The following is a 14,706-nucleotide window of genomic DNA, read 5'->3' on the forward strand; positions in this document are numbered from 1 at the left end:
CCTCCACGCGGCGTTGCTGCGTCAAGCTTTCGCCCATTGCGCAATATTCCTCACTGCTGCCTCCCGTAGGAGTCTGGACCGTATCTCAATTCCAGTGTGACTGATCATCCTCTCAGACCAGCTAGTCATCGTAGCCTTGGTAGGCCGTTACCCCACCAACAAGCTAATGACGCGCGAGCCCATCCATAAGTGAATGCATAGTATAGAGGCATCCTTTGATTCTCCCGTGGCCCGGGGGAATATTATCCGGTATTAGCACACCTTTCGGCATGTTATCCCAAACTTAAGGGTAGGTGACTCACGTGTTACTCACCCATTCGCCGCTTTACTCATCCCCCGAAGGGAACTTTCTCGCTCGACTTGCATGTGTTAGGCACGCCGCCAGCGTTTGTTCTGAGCCAGGATCAAACTCTCCAAAAAAAAAGCTTGAACCCTGAATCTCAGGGTTATTTCAAAAGTAATTGTGGCAAATCTGTTATTAGCAGAATTTGCCGGACCCACATGACCGATTGCTTTCAATCAACAATTTTAAAGTTCAATCTCGTTCGTTTATCGAAACGAAAGAGCAATAATAACCTGATTCAAAAATAAGTCAAGCATAAAAATGCATTTATTTTTAATGCCGACAAAGACTCTCCTCCTGTCTTCTTCTCAGCTGCAATTCTACGCCTCGGCCCGGAATAGTTCAAGAGTAATTCGACAAAATTTCAGCGGTCACCCGCGAAACACAGAGCGTGGAATACCCGCTCCAGGAGCGATCAATTCGCCCGTAATCCTTTTAAATTTCTCCACTTGGGCTACAAAACAACTCGGGTTTCAGGAGATAAAATACAATAAGAAAACGAGAAACAAAAAGTAAAAGCTCCGTGCTTGGGAGACTAGGCAAATAACGGTTCTATCTTTTTTGATTTAACATAATTGCAAAGCATCTGCCGCGGTATGCAAAAGCTGAAAATGCTCCCCCTCTTCTCTTCACTCTCAACCCATGCCCTGCCGCTATGTATGTTAACAATATGCTTTACGAGATTCAGCCCCAAGCAGAGCCCGTGGCTGATTTCCGGATGCTCTTCCGCATCTTTGAACCTGTTGAAAATGATCTTCTGTCTTTCAGGGGGGATGCCGACACCGTTATCCACGACGCTCACCATTACTTCCTGCGGCAATCCCTTGGCGAGGATTTCAATCGTCCCACCTTCGCTTGTATGATTGACCGCGTTTGCGAGGAGGTTTACCAGCACCTTTTTCAATCTCCGGGCATCTCCATAAACCCTCAACGACTGGCTGTCAAGGCGGGTGACAAGCTTTATGCTTTTCGCGTCGCTCATCTCGTGAAGCTCTTCCATCGCTTCAAGGATGATGCTTTTCATATTTAAATTCTCAATATCCAGCTTCACGGCTTCAGATTCAATATGGATAATATCCTGCATTGCGTCGGCTATCCTGTTCAACTCCTCGTCGCCCCGGCGCTTATCCCTGCAGATAGCCTCCAGCGAAAGTGAGCGTTTTCTGCAGGTACTCTGGAATTCAAGTATGAGTTTTTGATCCGAACCGGAAAAACCTGCCAAATCCTCCGCCGAACAATCCTTGCCGGAAAGGATGGAGGACAATACTTTTGCTAAATCATTCATGCCAATAAAATTGTCTATTTCATTTTCCTATGCAGTTTACTTTTAAAAAAAGCGCCATTTGGACATGTCTATATTTTAACAGGGATTTTTGCGATTTCCCCGCAATCAATACCCCCCCGGTATTCGAAGCCCAATTTCCTGCTTCATATTTTCTTTTATACATCGGACGGTCCCCTCTTTCCAGTAAAATTGTGCATCTTCAAACCCCCTCCCCCAGGCAATCCGAAAATGCCCTCTCACCTCAAACGCCTCGCTTGAACATGCCAGAAAAGGATGATCCTTTTTACCCCACCGACAGTTCAAATCCCGCTATTGGTTCACCGGTCTCCGCGTGTGACGCCTTGCGTCGAGGAGCCATGTCTTCTCATAACTGTGACACACCCGGCAACCGGTTTGCCCGGCAAACTCCTTTTCGTTATACCTGTATTTCACATCGAACACATGGCTCTCGCCGTCAAACTTGCTGTGGGTATGGCACGAAATGCAGTACTCGTTTATTACCCTGTTCGATTCCGTCTCAACCATACCAGGCTTGAACGCCTTCTCCAGCGGACTGGACATGCAGGACGCCACCGTCGTCACCAAGGCGACTATTAACAAAATCTTTTTATGCAACTTAACTTCTCCCATTTGCCTATAGTATCTTCAATCCGCAAACTCCTGCCTGAAATCACCCCTTAATATCCGTCATTAGTATCCGTAAAGGCAAGGGGGAACGAATCTTCACGCAACTCTTGCGATACGGGCGGATAGCTCTTTCGCGCTTACAGGATTCTCTAAAAATGCGGTTATCCCTAGCTTTGTCATATCTTTTTTCGTCTCTGCCCCAGCCATCCCTGCCGCCATAAACAAAATTCCTTTTTCAAGCCGCTTTTCACGTATATTTTGAACGAATTTGGCGAGATCTTCCATGCCCAGCGCACAATCTGCGATTATTACATTGAAGCTTCCAAGCTCTACCCATTGCAGGGCATCTGCATAAATCCTGGCCTCTGTGAGATTTGCCCCTGTTTCCTGCAAATAATTCCTTGTCATATCGCGGTTGACCAGGTCGTAATAGACTAGAAGAATATTCAATCCGGTATCGGGAAATTCAAGTTTGAACTCGGAACCCTCCCCCTCACGCGATTCGACGGAAATATTGCCTCCGTGGGCCCGCAATATGTCCATGCAAAACGGAAGACCGAGCCCTGTCCCTCTCTCCCCCCCTGTCCCTATGCCGGAAGTTTTTATTTCGTGCTTGAAAAGATCCGGCAGAATTTTCGGCGCTACTCCGATACCGCTGTCCTTCACCACGATTGAAAAGCTTCGACGGTGAGGGACCGTGATAGAAACTGTGTCGCCGGCACGGCAAAACTTTATGGAGTTCGTCATGAGGTTTAAAAACACTTCCTGGATCAGATCCTTGTCGATGAACATATGCCTTTGCAGGGGCATCTCGTTTACCAGGGAAATCCCTTTCTGCGTGGCCGAATAGCCGATCTTCCCAATCATGTCGTTTATCAGCACGTAAATATTCACCCAGTTTCTCCTGACAATAAGTTTGCCTGTCTGCAAGCGGCTTATATTCAGAAGCGCGTCAATCGTCTCTACCATTTTCTCGCTTCCGGCAATTACCCTGTCGATGATATCGGCCTGTTTTTCGGTGAACTGACCGCTTCCTGCTTTTTTCAAGAGACGCAAGAGCCCGATGCTTGTCGACAAAGGCGCTTTCAGGTCGTGAGATACCAGCGAAACGAATTTATCCTTCATCGCGGTTGCATCTTCCGCCTGCGCCCTTCTCCTGTCCAGGAGAGACGACTTCAGGAACTCGTTGCGCGTATAGAATTCCAGAATATAATTTGCCGTCATCCCTATCCCGTTTATGGCCAGTATCCTGAGTATCTCGACCGCAACAAGATCAGGTGAAACTTTGGTGAAAATAACAGCGACGACAATATCAACAAGACTCAACAGGAGCATCGATGCAGTCGCGTAATAGAACCTGAGCCTGAAAAGGGTATATGCGACTATTATCAGCAACAGCAGAGAGGGATGGTGATGGAATATTATCGCCTCATCGTGCTGGTGAATTATCCCAAGCATCCCTATTCCAACGATAAACGCGACCATTGCCATGAGAGGCTGGTACACCTTTTTGAAATGCCTGGAATAACTGAATAGGAGAAAAGCGATGACTATCGGCGTAACAACCGCGAAACGGATAATCACCGCGTATATCCAGTTTGGATGGGGCATGCTCAAATCGTCGAAAACAAAAAGAAACCAGAATGCAACCCCAACGATTATCCCTATTCGCAAGGTTCTCAACGAATGTTGAAAATAGTCCTCGAGAAAAACCTTCTCCAGAATCGGGGGGAATTTAAGTGATCGAAACCCTTTTACCCTCGTGCTTTCCAGGAAATCAAGGTCGATAGTCCCATCTTCGGCTTTCACGTCATCACTCTGGGAGAAACCCACTTTTTAAAACCCCCTCCAACCTGTCGTTCCACTATTTGGCAACTCGACAGGAAATTGAACATTTTTGATGCTTTACTTTTTATTTTAACAGGTATAACCAGTTCGCGATATACCGGCGCCCTCATGAAAAATCGCAAATTTGCCAACATGTACCGATTCGCCAGCTTTCGGCTTGCTTAGATGAACCCCTCCCTCTAAATTAGATGAATGAACCTGAACGATACCATCGCCGCTATTGCCACCCCCGTCGGTGAAGGGGGGATAGGCGTGATCCGCGTATCGGGGCCGGACGCGCTGAAGGCAACGGCTAAAAACTTCCGCCCTTTGGGAAAACCGGCAAAAGAGATGGAATCCCACCGACTCTATTTTGGAACGCTTTTATCGGAAACGGAGATCATCGACGAGGTATGCCTCGTTTACATGAAAGCCCCCAGAAGCTACACAAGGCAGGATTGCGTGGAGATATCGTGCCACGGCTCCCCTGCCGTCCTGAGGCGCGCCCTGAAGCTGATAATGGATAACGGAGCACGAATGGCCGAACCGGGGGAGTTCACAAAAAGGGCCTTCCTAAACGGAAGGATAAACCTCTCGCAGGCCGAAGGGGTCATCGACCTCATAAAGGCGCGCTCGGAAGGGGCGGCAACGGCGGCGCTCCAGCTGATGGAGGGGGGGCTCTCGGCAAGGATAGAGGCGGCGAAACAGAAACTCCTCCAGATACTCAGCCACCTTGAAGCGTCTATAGACTTTCCGGACGAAGAGCTCGAAACAGCGACAGATGAACAGATACTGAAACTCCTGGACGAATCCATTCACAAGGTCGACTCGCTGGTAAGGAGCTATGAATCTGGAAGGTTCCTGAAAACAGGTATGAAGATAGCCATTATCGGCAAGCCGAATGTCGGAAAATCCTCCCTCCTGAACGCTCTCCTTGAGGAAGAGCGCGCCATCGTGACCAAACACCCAGGTACTACCCGCGACCTCATCCATGGCGAAAGCGAGATAGCCGGATTCCCGGTTGAATTCATCGATACCGCAGGATTGAACAAGTCGCCGGACGAGGTCGAATCTATCGGAATTGAGCGGACACTGAAGGCGGCAAGGGAGGCAGACCTTGTCATCGCTCTTTTCGACGGTTCGCGTCCATGGGACGAGGAGGACGACAAGGTTTTTGAAACCTTAAAAGAACTTAAAAACCTGATCGCGCTTATCAATAAATCGGATGCCGAAAGGAAACTTCTCTGGCCCGACGCCTCCATGAAGATAAGCGCGATATCGGTGAATAACCGAACCGGATTTGAATCTATCGAAGAGGCCGTTAAGATGACCGCTGGCTCCATAAGACCAGGGGTTGAACCGCTCGTTACGCGCGCCCGCCATCTCTCCATATTCAAGCGTATCTCCGACGATCTGAAGCGGGCCAGAAATGAGCTTGCAATTGGGCGGGAGATAGCCGCCGCGGAGATATGGGACGCCGTCGAAGAGATAAAGCGATTTACCGGCGAATCGTACACCGAAGAGGTTCTATCAAAAATCTTTGACGAGTTCTGCATCGGCAAATGAAGTACGACGTAATCGTGATTGGCGGAGGGCATGCCGGGTGCGAGGCGGCACACGCATCGGCAAAGCTCGGTTGCGCCACAGCGATGATCCTCCCCGATATAAAAAGCATCGCAAGGATGTCGTGCAATCCCGCTATCGGGGGGCCGGGGAAGAGCCAGATAGTATCGGAGATCGATGCCCTCGGCGGGCTGATGGCCTCCGTTACCGACCGAAGCGGAATACAGTTCCGCACCCTCAACGCCAGCAAGGGAGCGGCTGTCCGGGCAAACAGGGCGCAGGCCGATACTGCCGTCTATGAGAACGTGATGATGGAAACCCTCCAGGCGGTGGAGAACCTTTCAATGGTCGAGGGGAGCGTGTCCGGCATAATCGCGGAGGGGGGGAAGGTACTGGGCGTTCGCCTCAAATCCGGCGAGGAGCTTCCATGCAAAGCGTTGATAGTCTGTACCGGGACATTTCTCAACGGCCTTCTGCACACCGGGATGGAGAGCAGGCCAGGGGGGAGGAACGGTGAGCCCCCCTCGAAGGATCTCTCCGAATCGTTAAAAAAAATCGGCTTTGAGCTGAGCAGAATGAAAACAGGCACCCCGCCAAGACTACACCGCGACACCATCAACTACTCAAAACTCGCCATTCAGCCCGGCGATATTCCGCCAAGACCCTTTTCATTCTTCACAGAAAAACTCGAAAGGCCGGCAGTCCCGTGCCATCTCACATGGACAAACGAAAAAACCCACGAGGTGATAAGGAGATCGTTCGACCGCTCCCCGCTCTTCACGGGGGTGATCGAAGGTATCGGCCCCAGGTATTGCCCATCCATCGAAGACAAGGTGGTCCGTTTCCCGGAGCGGAACTCGCATCACATATTCATAGAGCCTGTCTCGCAAAGCTCCTCTCTTGTCTATCCGAACGGAATATCAACCTCGCTTCCGGCTGACGTACAGTTGGATTTCGTTCGCACCGTGAGCGGGCTTGAGGATGCGCAAATTGTTATCCCCGGCTACGCGGTTGAATACGATTTCGCTCCACCGACGCAGATCTTCCCTACGCTTGAAACGAAACTTGTATCTAACCTCTATTTTGCCGGACAGATAAACGGCACTTCCGGGTACGAAGAGGCGGCGGGACAGGGGATCCTCGCCGGAATAAACGCCGCATTGAAACTGCAAGGAAGGGAACCGGTCATCTTCCGGCGCCAGGAGAGCTACATCGGCGTAATGGTGGACGACCTCACCACGCTTGGGACAGACGAACCTTACAGGATGTTCACCTCCCGCGCCGAGCACCGGCTTCTGCTGAGACAGGATAACGCAGACACCCGCTTCTGCGGTATCGGAAGGGAAATAGGCCTCCTCCCGGAAGAGAAGTACCTTTTCTTTCTTGATAAACAGCGGAAGATAAAAAAACTGGTCTCCCGCCTGAAAGCGGAACAGCTCACGCCGTCGAAAGAGAACCTGCAAAAACTCAAGAATGCCGGTCTGCCGGAACCTGCCGATATATTGAGCCTCGCGCAATACCTGAAAAGACCGGACGTCTCGCTGAAGGATGAATCGGTTTTCGGGGATATGTCGGAATTTACCCAGGACGAGATCGAAAGAAGCGAGATAGAGATAAAGTATGAAGGGTACATCACCCGCCAGAAGCAGTGGATAAAGGAGTTGGAAGGGGTAGACAAAATGCCTCTCGGCAGGGAGACCGACTACAAAAATATCTCCGGCCTCTCCAGGGAGGTTGTTCAAAAACTTGAAAGTGTCCGCCCTGTCACATTCGGACAGGCGTCGAGGATCTCCGGCGTTACCCCCGCCGCGCTCTCTATGCTTTTAATCCATTTGAAAACAGGGGGCGGGAAGACAAAACATGTCCCCCCCAATGAGTGAATTTTGTCTATTGGTAACTTTGAGAGCATGATGAACGACCACCAGCGGGAAAAAATAGAAAAATACCTTGCGGAACTTTACCGCTGGAACAAAAAGATCAACCTCACCTCGGTCGATGAAGAGAAGGCATGGGAGACCCTCGTGGAGCCGTCGCTGGCGATGCTCGAATTCTTCCCCTCGCATGAAGGATTAAAGGTATTCGACATCGGCTCGGGGGGCGGGATACCTGCGATAATCCTGGCGGTCGCGATGCCGGGGAACACGTTCTTCGCAGTTGAATCTGTCGCGAAGAAGTGCGATTTCCTTACGCACATCGTCGCTATGCTGAAGATCGAGAACCTCCTCCCGCTTAACGTCCACACAAGTTCGATCCTTGAAAAGGAGGAGTATTTCGAGTCGGCTGATGTGGTCACGTCAAGACAGGTAAAGCCGAAGGAAGTTCTGGAAGCGGCCCGCCATCTCCTGCATGGCGGCGGGGTGGCTATTCTCCATAGATCGCCGAAAGAGGATTACGAGGAACCCGGTTTCAGGCTGACAGGCTCGAACAACAGCTCCGTCTCCCTGACAATGGAGTGAATACTCGCCACAACCTGCTAATATATAAATGCTACTGCTGAACGCCACTCCCGGTTACGGCTCTCCTCCGAACCGCGCGATCTTGCGATATTGAAGACAAAGCAGAAGTAAAAAAAATGGATAAATACACGAAACTCGAAGAGCTGAAATCGAACATCAACAAATGCGTACTCTGCGCCGGGTGCCACGCCGGATGCCCTACCTATCAGCACTCCCGAATGGAACACGATTCCGCGCGCGGCAAGGTGCTTCTAGCAGGCGCGTTGATGAGAGGCGAGATAGAGCCGGACAAAAAGCTGATGGAAAAATTCGAGCACTGTCTCACCTGCATGAACTGCCGGGAGGTCTGCCCCGCCGGAGCCGAACCGGTAAAGGTAATTAACGCGGCGAGAAGCGAGATTTTCACGCGAACGAACGGGAACAGGACAGCACGCTACATATATAACAGCATCCTGCCTGAAAAAAGGTTCCTCTCCATGTTCTCGAAAGGGATGGCACTGGCAACGTCCATTTTCAGGCTTCTCCCCTCAATGCCCGGACTCCCCTTTGTAAAGGATGGAAGGAAGCGTATCTTTCCGAATTTTAAACTCGGAAATCTTAAAAAGGATCTCCCCGATGTAATTCCGGCAGACGGAAAACCGCTTCTTAAAGCTGCCTATTTTACCGGTTGCATGGCAGACGCGGCATTTCACGACACCGGCAAGGCTGTAATAGATCTCCTTCATTCCGCCGGCATTGAGGTGCATCTTTTCAGGGACGAGGTATGCTGTTCCGCTCCCGCCTATTTCGCCGGTGATCATGATAGCTCGAAAGTGATGGCGGATAAAAATATCGAACTTTTCACCTCAAGGGAGGTCGATCTTATCGTCACGAGTTGCGCCACTTGCGGGTCGATGCTGAAAGAGATCTACCCGAAGATCGCGAGCCACCCCAAAAAAGAGGAATTTTCAGAAAAGATCATCGACTATCAGAAACTGATTGCCGATAAACTCACGGAAAAAATCAAATACGAAAAAGGGGGAACACCTCTCCGTGTTACATACCACGACCCATGCCATCTGAACAGGGGGATGAACATAAACAAGGAGCCGAGAGAGATACTGAAAAAACTTCCCGGCGTTGAATTCGTTGAGATGGAAAATCCGGGGAGCTGTTGCGGAGGCGCCGGCTCGTTTGCGCTGAAGTTTTACGGCGACTCCGTAGACATTGGACGAAGCAAGGGGGAGGCGATAGCAAAATCGGGAGCGGATATGGTTGTAACCGCATGCCCGTCATGCCGGATGCAGTTGAAGGATATTGCCACCCGCTATGCTCCCGGAGTAGAAGTGACCGATACAGCCGTTTTATTAGGGAAACTCCTTAAGAAGTGAATTTTGGGCCTGCATGATGGTAAACTTCCCATAGAATGCTGGAAAACCTGTTTAAAAAGAGCGGAAAACTCCTTTTCCTTGTACCGGGAAAATACTGGACGGGAGCGACCGCCGTCACAGCCAGCCTGATGCTCCTCGGTATCGGCAACACGATAATATCAAAACCGGAAATGCCGAAAACCGCTTCCATGAACATGGATGAGATCGACTCGGATCTTTCAGGAGTATTCGAAAGAAATGCTGTACAGATACCACCTTCACTCCTGGAAGAGAACATCTTCCGAAACGAACGCAAGAGCTACACCCCACCCTCTTCCCCTGCACAACAGGGTGATACCGCTAAGGAGAACGACACCTTCCCAGATATAAAACTCAAGGGGACGATCCTCGCCGGCGACAAGCGGATTGCCATACTTGACGGCGTCGTAAGGAAATACATCAAAACGGAAATCCATGAGCGCCCCGGCCTTAGCGGAGCGAAATTCCTTGAGGCGAAGGCAAAGGGAGAGAACTTTGAACTCCAGCCGATCGGGGAGGAAAAGCTAGCGGGTGAATCCTTTTACGAAGGCGCAGAAGTATCGAGCCATATAATCGAACGGATATATGAGGACCACATTGAAGTGACAAATATCAATACCGGAAAAAGGACATCGGTATATCTCGACATTGAAGAGCATGAAAATCATAAAAAAGCCGAACTGGCAGGAATAAAGAAAAACCCCGACGTAAAACCTCAGATGTCGGACTACGAGCTAAGCGGCGCCAGAACAAAAGGGAAATAACTTGAGCGAACTTGGAACCATAGAACAGATACTTAAAAATTCCGGGCGGATACCGGAAGAGAACTGGAGATCTATAAAAAATCAGTCCGCCGCCGGAAGGCAATCGCTCTGGAAAACCGCTGTAGCGCTTGGATATGTATCCGAGATAGAGGTGCTTAAGGCGATCGCGGAAAAATTCAATCTCCATCTTTACGACAAGGGGGATCTCCCGGAATCTTCTTTCGATCTGAAACGCCACAACGTATCTCTCGGCTTTCTTTCGGAAAACAAAATATACCCGGTGAAGACAAGCGGCGAGGTGGTGGAAGCTGTCGTAAACGACCCCGCGTCGATACCTCTTGTTGAAGCGATGTTCGTCGGAGAGGATAAAACAGTAGTCGCGAGTCTGGCAACCGAAAATCTAATCCATCACGCGATAGAAAAACGGTTCGGCACAGGAGCCTCGGTCATGGAATCGATCGTCGACAGGGTCGGCGCCATGGATAGTATGGCCGGCGAAGACGAGGAGGAAAGCATCGATTCCCTCGCCGACCTGGCAAGCGGCGCACCTGTCATCAAGATAGTAAACCTCCTTATCTCCCGCGCCGTAGAAACAGGCGCCTCCGATATTCACATAGAACCTTTTGAAAAGATCCTGTATGTCAGGTACCGCATAGACGGCGTTCTGCACGGGATGGAAGCTCCCCCTCTGAAAATGCACCCTTCGATCGTTTCCAGAGTGAAGATCATGGCAAGACTGAACATAGCGGAGAAGAGGCTTCCGCAGGACGGGAGAATGCGGAGTAGGATAGGAGGGAGGGATATCGACATGCGCGTATCCATAATCCCGACCGTTTACGGCGAATCGGTGGTAATCAGGATTCTCGATCGCGGAAACGTCCTGGTAGAACTTGAAAAACTAGGCTTCCCCGAGAATGAACTGACGATCCTGAACGAAATCATTAAAAGACCGTACGGAATGCTTTTGGTGACCGGCCCTACCGGTAGCGGAAAAACAACAACTCTTTACGCGGCGCTTCAAAAGATTAACACGCCGGACAAAAAGATAATCACCATCGAAGACCCGGTCGAATACCAGATGCAGGGAGTGAACCAGATACCGGTGCGTCCGAATATCGGGCTTACTTTCCAAAACGGCCTCAGGTCGATAGTCAGGCAGGACCCGGACGTAATAATGGTGGGAGAAATCAGAGATGTGGAGACGGCGGAGATCGCCATCCAGGCTTCCCTTACGGGCCACATGGTTTTCTCGACTGTCCATACAAACGATTCCGCCGGAGCGATAACCCGCCTCCTCGATATGGGTGTGGAACATTACCTGATAAGCTCCGCGCTGGTCGGTGCGCTTGCCCAAAGGCTCGTGCGAATACTCTGCACATCATGCCGAACCCCATACAAGCCCGACAGGGAAACATTGAAAATGATATCGGGCAAATCCTCCGCCATCGACACCACCATCTACCGTGAGAACGGATGCGTAGAGTGCGCCCATACAGGATACCGCGGGAGGATCGGGATCTATGAACTCCTTAATATCGATGACGAAATACGAAATCTTATTCTCTCGAAAACCAGCTCGCACATCATCAAGGAGAAAGCCCGCGAAAAGGGGCTCATCACACTTCGCGAAGACGGCTGGAGAAAAGTGCGCGAAGGTATCACGTCAGTCTCTGAAGTGATAAGAGTTACGACTGCCGAGGTCATCTGATGCCGATCTTCAGCTACATGGCTACCGACCCTTCCGGGAAAACTGCTACCGGCGTTATGGAAGCCCCGGACAAGGACGCGGTAATAGAAAAACTTCAGCGGGAAAGGTTTTTCCCCATCTCCATCGAACCTCAAAGAAAGTCCAGAAAAGGAGGGCTGGAACTTCCGTTCATGAAAAAATCGCTCTCGCCAAAAGAGACGATGAACTTCACCAGCCAGATGGCAACGCTCCTTCGTTCCGGAATGGAGATCGACAGATGCCTCAATGTGCTTCTTGAACTCGCGGATACCGAAAAAGGGCGCGAAACGATACGGCGCATAAGAGACTCGGTTAACGGCGGGGACACTCTCTCGACGGCGATGGGGAAGCAGAAGGGGGCCTTCACCACGCTCTACCTGAGCATGGTAAGAGCCGGCGAGACGGGAGGATTCCTTGAAAAAACCTTTGACCGCCTTGCATGGTTCCTCGATAGCAGGATGAAAATGATCGAATCCATAAAATCGGCGCTTGTGTATCCCGCGGTCGTCGCACTTACAGGTTTTGCCGCGATACTTGTACTCGCTACAAATGTGATACCGCGCTTTGCCTCCATCTTCGAAAAGATGGGTGGGGAGCTTCCCGCCTCGACAAGGTTCCTTGTGGCTTCCAGCAATTTCATACTTAACAACTGGATCGTACTTTCAATCGCGATCTTCGCTGTCATCGCGGGGATAAAAGCGTATATCTCTTCCGAGAACGGGAAAAGAAAATGGGACGCTCTCCTTTTCCACGTCCCTCTTGTCGGAGATATAATAAAAAAATCTTCCGTAGCGCAATTTACCAGAACCCTCGGCACCCTTTTGCAAAGCGGAGTTCCGATAGTCGAAGCGCTCGAAATAGTGAAACTGACACTCTCCAATACCGTCATATCCGATGCGGTTGGCAAAACGATCCAGGACGTCAAGGAAGGGAGAAGGATATCAAAAAGATTGAAAGATACAGGAGTATTCCCTACTCTTGCGGTTCATATGACGCTGGTCGGTGAAGAGACCGGCACCCTTGACGAAATGATGCTCAGAATGGCGCACATTTACGACGGGGAGGTGGAGACAAGCGTTAAAAGGGCTCTGACCCTATTTGAACCCGCAATGATCCTTGTGATGGGCCTAGGCGTCGCGTTTATCGTTGTCTCCATGCTTACCGCAATCGTATCGATAAACGACCTCCCGTTTTAAAAAGCTCTCAGCACGGGATAAAGAAAAACCGCAAATTGTTCGATGTGAAAAAAATTTTTCGTTTTCGCCCGGCGAAGAGCGAAAACAAAGGAACAGCTTCCAGATGAGTATTGATCCGGCAGGTTTGAAACCTGTGGTCTACCTGCTCTCTTTCGGCTTTAAGGCTTTCTCCTTTTCATCCTTTTCCTTTTTCAGCCTCTCCCGTTTCGATATCTGCATGTCCCACTTCTCTTCAGGCGTCGGATCGCGGTACAACTGCGGGCCCATGACCATCCCCTTTACCGGGTTTTCCTTTGTCATGGCGTAATAGGAAATAATCGTCAGGATTATTCCAATTACAATAAAACCAGGGGAAAACATGCTACCTTCCTTATCGTGAAGATTCTTGAAAGTCTGCTTGTCGATATTCGACATCAGGTTTATCTTGTGATCCTTGTCAAAATCCTTCAACACAATCCCGCATTCAGTGCAAACGGATGCGCCGTCATTCAGATTTGCTCCGCAATCAGGACATTCCATTCGATATCTCCTTGCATAAAAAAAAATAAATTCCCGTTCCGTCCCTAAAAAACGGACCTCTCCCAGACATGATAACTATTTACGCCCCTTTTCGCCACGGTTCTTTTATATTCTGAAAAAGAGCACGAAAATCAGCCAGATGCCATCGGTTAAAAGGTAGTCTGTAATTCGCCCGCAATTTCCCCCTTTCAAAAGACGCCGACACAAGTTATTATCTGTTCCCTGAAACGCAAACCATTCGGTTGAATAAAAAGACCGAAATAAACCCGTAGGAGCCGTATTGAAAATCCTGTTATTGAACCCGCCGTTCAAGGAAGAGCACGGCAGATTTAGCCGGGAGCAGAGATCCCCCGCTATAACCAAAGGTGGAACTTTCTACTACCCGATGTGGCTCTCGTATGCCACCGGCGTGCTTGAGAAAGCCGGATTTGAAGTGAAACTTGTCGATGCGCCCGCTTCCAGAGCCTCGTTTGAGGATGTAGCCGAGATCGCAAAAACCTTTGCGCCCCAACTTCTTGTAATAGACACATCAACCCCCAGCATAAATGCCGACGTCAAGAGCGCAGAGTCCCTCAAGGAACTTACGGGGGCCTTCACTGTACTTGTGGGGACACATCCTACCGCGCTCCCTGAAAACGCCCTCTCGCTATCCGGGAAGCTGGACGCAGTCGCAAGGAAAGAGTACGAAGAAACTTTGAAGGATCTTGCCGAAAGGATTAAATCCTCCAACGGGAAAATTTCCGCCGAAGAACTTGCCAAGATCGATGGATTGACTTTCAGGCACAACGGCAAAATAACCCAAAATCCCGACAGAAAATATATTGAGGATCTCGACAGCATTCCGTTCCTCTCCGAGGTCTACAAAAAACACCTCAACATCGAGGACTACTTTTATACCATCTGCCAATATCCGCAGGTCGCCATCTTTACGGGGAGGGGATGTCCTTTTCAATGTGTATACTGCGTTTACCCCCAGGTCATGCACGGACACAAGTACAGAAAACGGTCAATC

General features: G+C 50.1%; 12 protein-coding genes and 1 rRNA gene (1 of these 13 running past the window's edge). 8 read left to right on the forward strand and 5 right to left on the reverse strand.

The annotated features are described in order from the left end of the window. The 4 genes from OEY64_12315 to OEY64_12330 all read right to left on the reverse strand — a co-directional run. Window positions 1-420, reverse strand: a 16S ribosomal RNA gene (locus tag OEY64_12315) (it extends 1,138 nt beyond the left edge of the window). Window positions 421-878: 458 nt separating this feature from the next. Then, complete coding sequence (locus OEY64_12320; protein ID MDH5543732.1) at window positions 879-1,628, reverse strand: HAMP domain-containing histidine kinase; 750 nt, start codon at window positions 1,626-1,628, stop codon at window positions 879-881. A gap of 309 nt (window positions 1,629-1,937) precedes the next feature. Continuing rightward, window positions 1,938-2,243, reverse strand: coding sequence for a hypothetical protein (locus OEY64_12325; GenBank protein MDH5543733.1), 306 nt, complete (start codon window positions 2,241-2,243; stop codon window positions 1,938-1,940). Between the two features lie 108 nt (window positions 2,244-2,351). Beyond that, a complete protein-coding gene (locus tag OEY64_12330; protein MDH5543734.1) occupies window positions 2,352-4,088 on the reverse strand; it encodes an ATP-binding protein in 1,737 nt (578 codons plus the stop codon). Between the two features lie 207 nt (window positions 4,089-4,295). On the opposite strand from OEY64_12330, the gene mnmE reads away from it, so the two are divergent. The 7 genes from mnmE to OEY64_12365 all read left to right on the forward strand — a co-directional run bounded on the left by mnmE (window position 4,296) and on the right by OEY64_12365 (window position 13,175). Next, entirely contained in the window at window positions 4,296-5,648 is a 1,353-nt protein-coding gene (mnmE, locus tag OEY64_12335) for a tRNA uridine-5-carboxymethylaminomethyl(34) synthesis GTPase MnmE (protein MDH5543735.1), read from the forward strand. Next, on the forward strand, window positions 5,645-7,525 hold the full coding sequence (gene mnmG / locus OEY64_12340) for a tRNA uridine-5-carboxymethylaminomethyl(34) synthesis enzyme MnmG (protein MDH5543736.1): 1,881 nt from the start codon (window positions 5,645-5,647) through the stop codon (window positions 7,523-7,525). The genes mnmE and mnmG overlap by 4 nt, the downstream gene beginning before the upstream one ends. Before the next feature lie 3 nt (window positions 7,526-7,528). After that, window positions 7,529-8,101, forward strand: a complete 573-nt coding sequence (gene rsmG, locus OEY64_12345) for a 16S rRNA (guanine(527)-N(7))-methyltransferase RsmG (protein ID MDH5543737.1) — start codon at window positions 7,529-7,531, stop codon at window positions 8,099-8,101. A gap of 116 nt (window positions 8,102-8,217) precedes the next feature. After that, the gene (locus OEY64_12350; GenBank protein MDH5543738.1) at window positions 8,218-9,471 is read left to right on the forward strand and encodes a (Fe-S)-binding protein; all 1,254 of its coding nucleotides are present in this window, start codon (window positions 8,218-8,220) and stop codon (window positions 9,469-9,471) included. A gap of 35 nt (window positions 9,472-9,506) precedes the next feature. Beyond that, complete coding sequence (locus tag OEY64_12355) at window positions 9,507-10,253, forward strand: hypothetical protein (protein ID MDH5543739.1); 747 nt, start codon at window positions 9,507-9,509, stop codon at window positions 10,251-10,253. Between the two features lies 1 nt (window position 10,254). Continuing rightward, entirely contained in the window at window positions 10,255-11,961 is a 1,707-nt protein-coding gene (gene gspE / locus OEY64_12360) for a type II secretion system ATPase GspE (GenBank protein ID MDH5543740.1), read from the forward strand. Further along, window positions 11,961-13,175, forward strand: coding sequence for a type II secretion system F family protein (locus OEY64_12365; protein MDH5543741.1), 1,215 nt, complete (start codon window positions 11,961-11,963; stop codon window positions 13,173-13,175). Before gspE ends, OEY64_12365 begins: the two co-directional genes overlap by 1 nt. Before the next feature lie 138 nt (window positions 13,176-13,313). Here the strand turns inward: OEY64_12365 and OEY64_12370 are convergent, their stop codons facing one another. Then, window positions 13,314-13,694 (reverse strand): zinc ribbon domain-containing protein, encoded by a 381-nt coding sequence (locus OEY64_12370; protein ID MDH5543742.1) that lies wholly within the window; start codon window positions 13,692-13,694, stop codon window positions 13,314-13,316. Window positions 13,695-13,974: 280 nt separating this feature from the next. On the opposite strand from OEY64_12370, the gene OEY64_12375 reads away from it, so the two are divergent. Further along, window positions 13,975-14,706, forward strand: a 732-nt coding sequence (locus tag OEY64_12375) for a cobalamin-dependent protein (GenBank protein MDH5543743.1), incomplete at its 3' end; no start/stop codon positions are given.

This window comes from Nitrospinota bacterium, assembly GCA_029881495.1.
Lineage (GTDB): Bacteria > Nitrospinota_A > UBA7883 > JACRGQ01 > JACRGQ01 > JAOUMJ01.

Bases quoted from the DNA above. Each gene is read 5' to 3' on its own strand.
- OEY64_12320 (MDH5543732.1), bottom strand. From the start codon at position 1,628: ATGAATGATTTAGCAAAAGTATTGTCCTCCATCCTTTCCGGCAAGGAT.
- mnmE (MDH5543735.1), top strand. From the start codon at position 4,296: ATGAACCTGAACGATACCATCGCCGCTATTGCCACCCCCGTCGGTGAA.
- mnmG (MDH5543736.1), top strand. From the start codon at position 5,645: ATGAAGTACGACGTAATCGTGATTGGCGGAGGGCATGCCGGGTGCGAG.
- OEY64_12350 (MDH5543738.1), top strand. From the start codon at position 8,218: ATGGATAAATACACGAAACTCGAAGAGCTGAAATCGAACATCAACAAA.
- OEY64_12355 (MDH5543739.1), top strand. From the start codon at position 9,507: ATGCTGGAAAACCTGTTTAAAAAGAGCGGAAAACTCCTTTTCCTTGTA.
- OEY64_12365 (MDH5543741.1), top strand. From the start codon at position 11,961: ATGCCGATCTTCAGCTACATGGCTACCGACCCTTCCGGGAAAACTGCT.
- OEY64_12370 (MDH5543742.1), bottom strand. From the start codon at position 13,694: ATGGAATGTCCTGATTGCGGAGCAAATCTGAATGACGGCGCATCCGTT.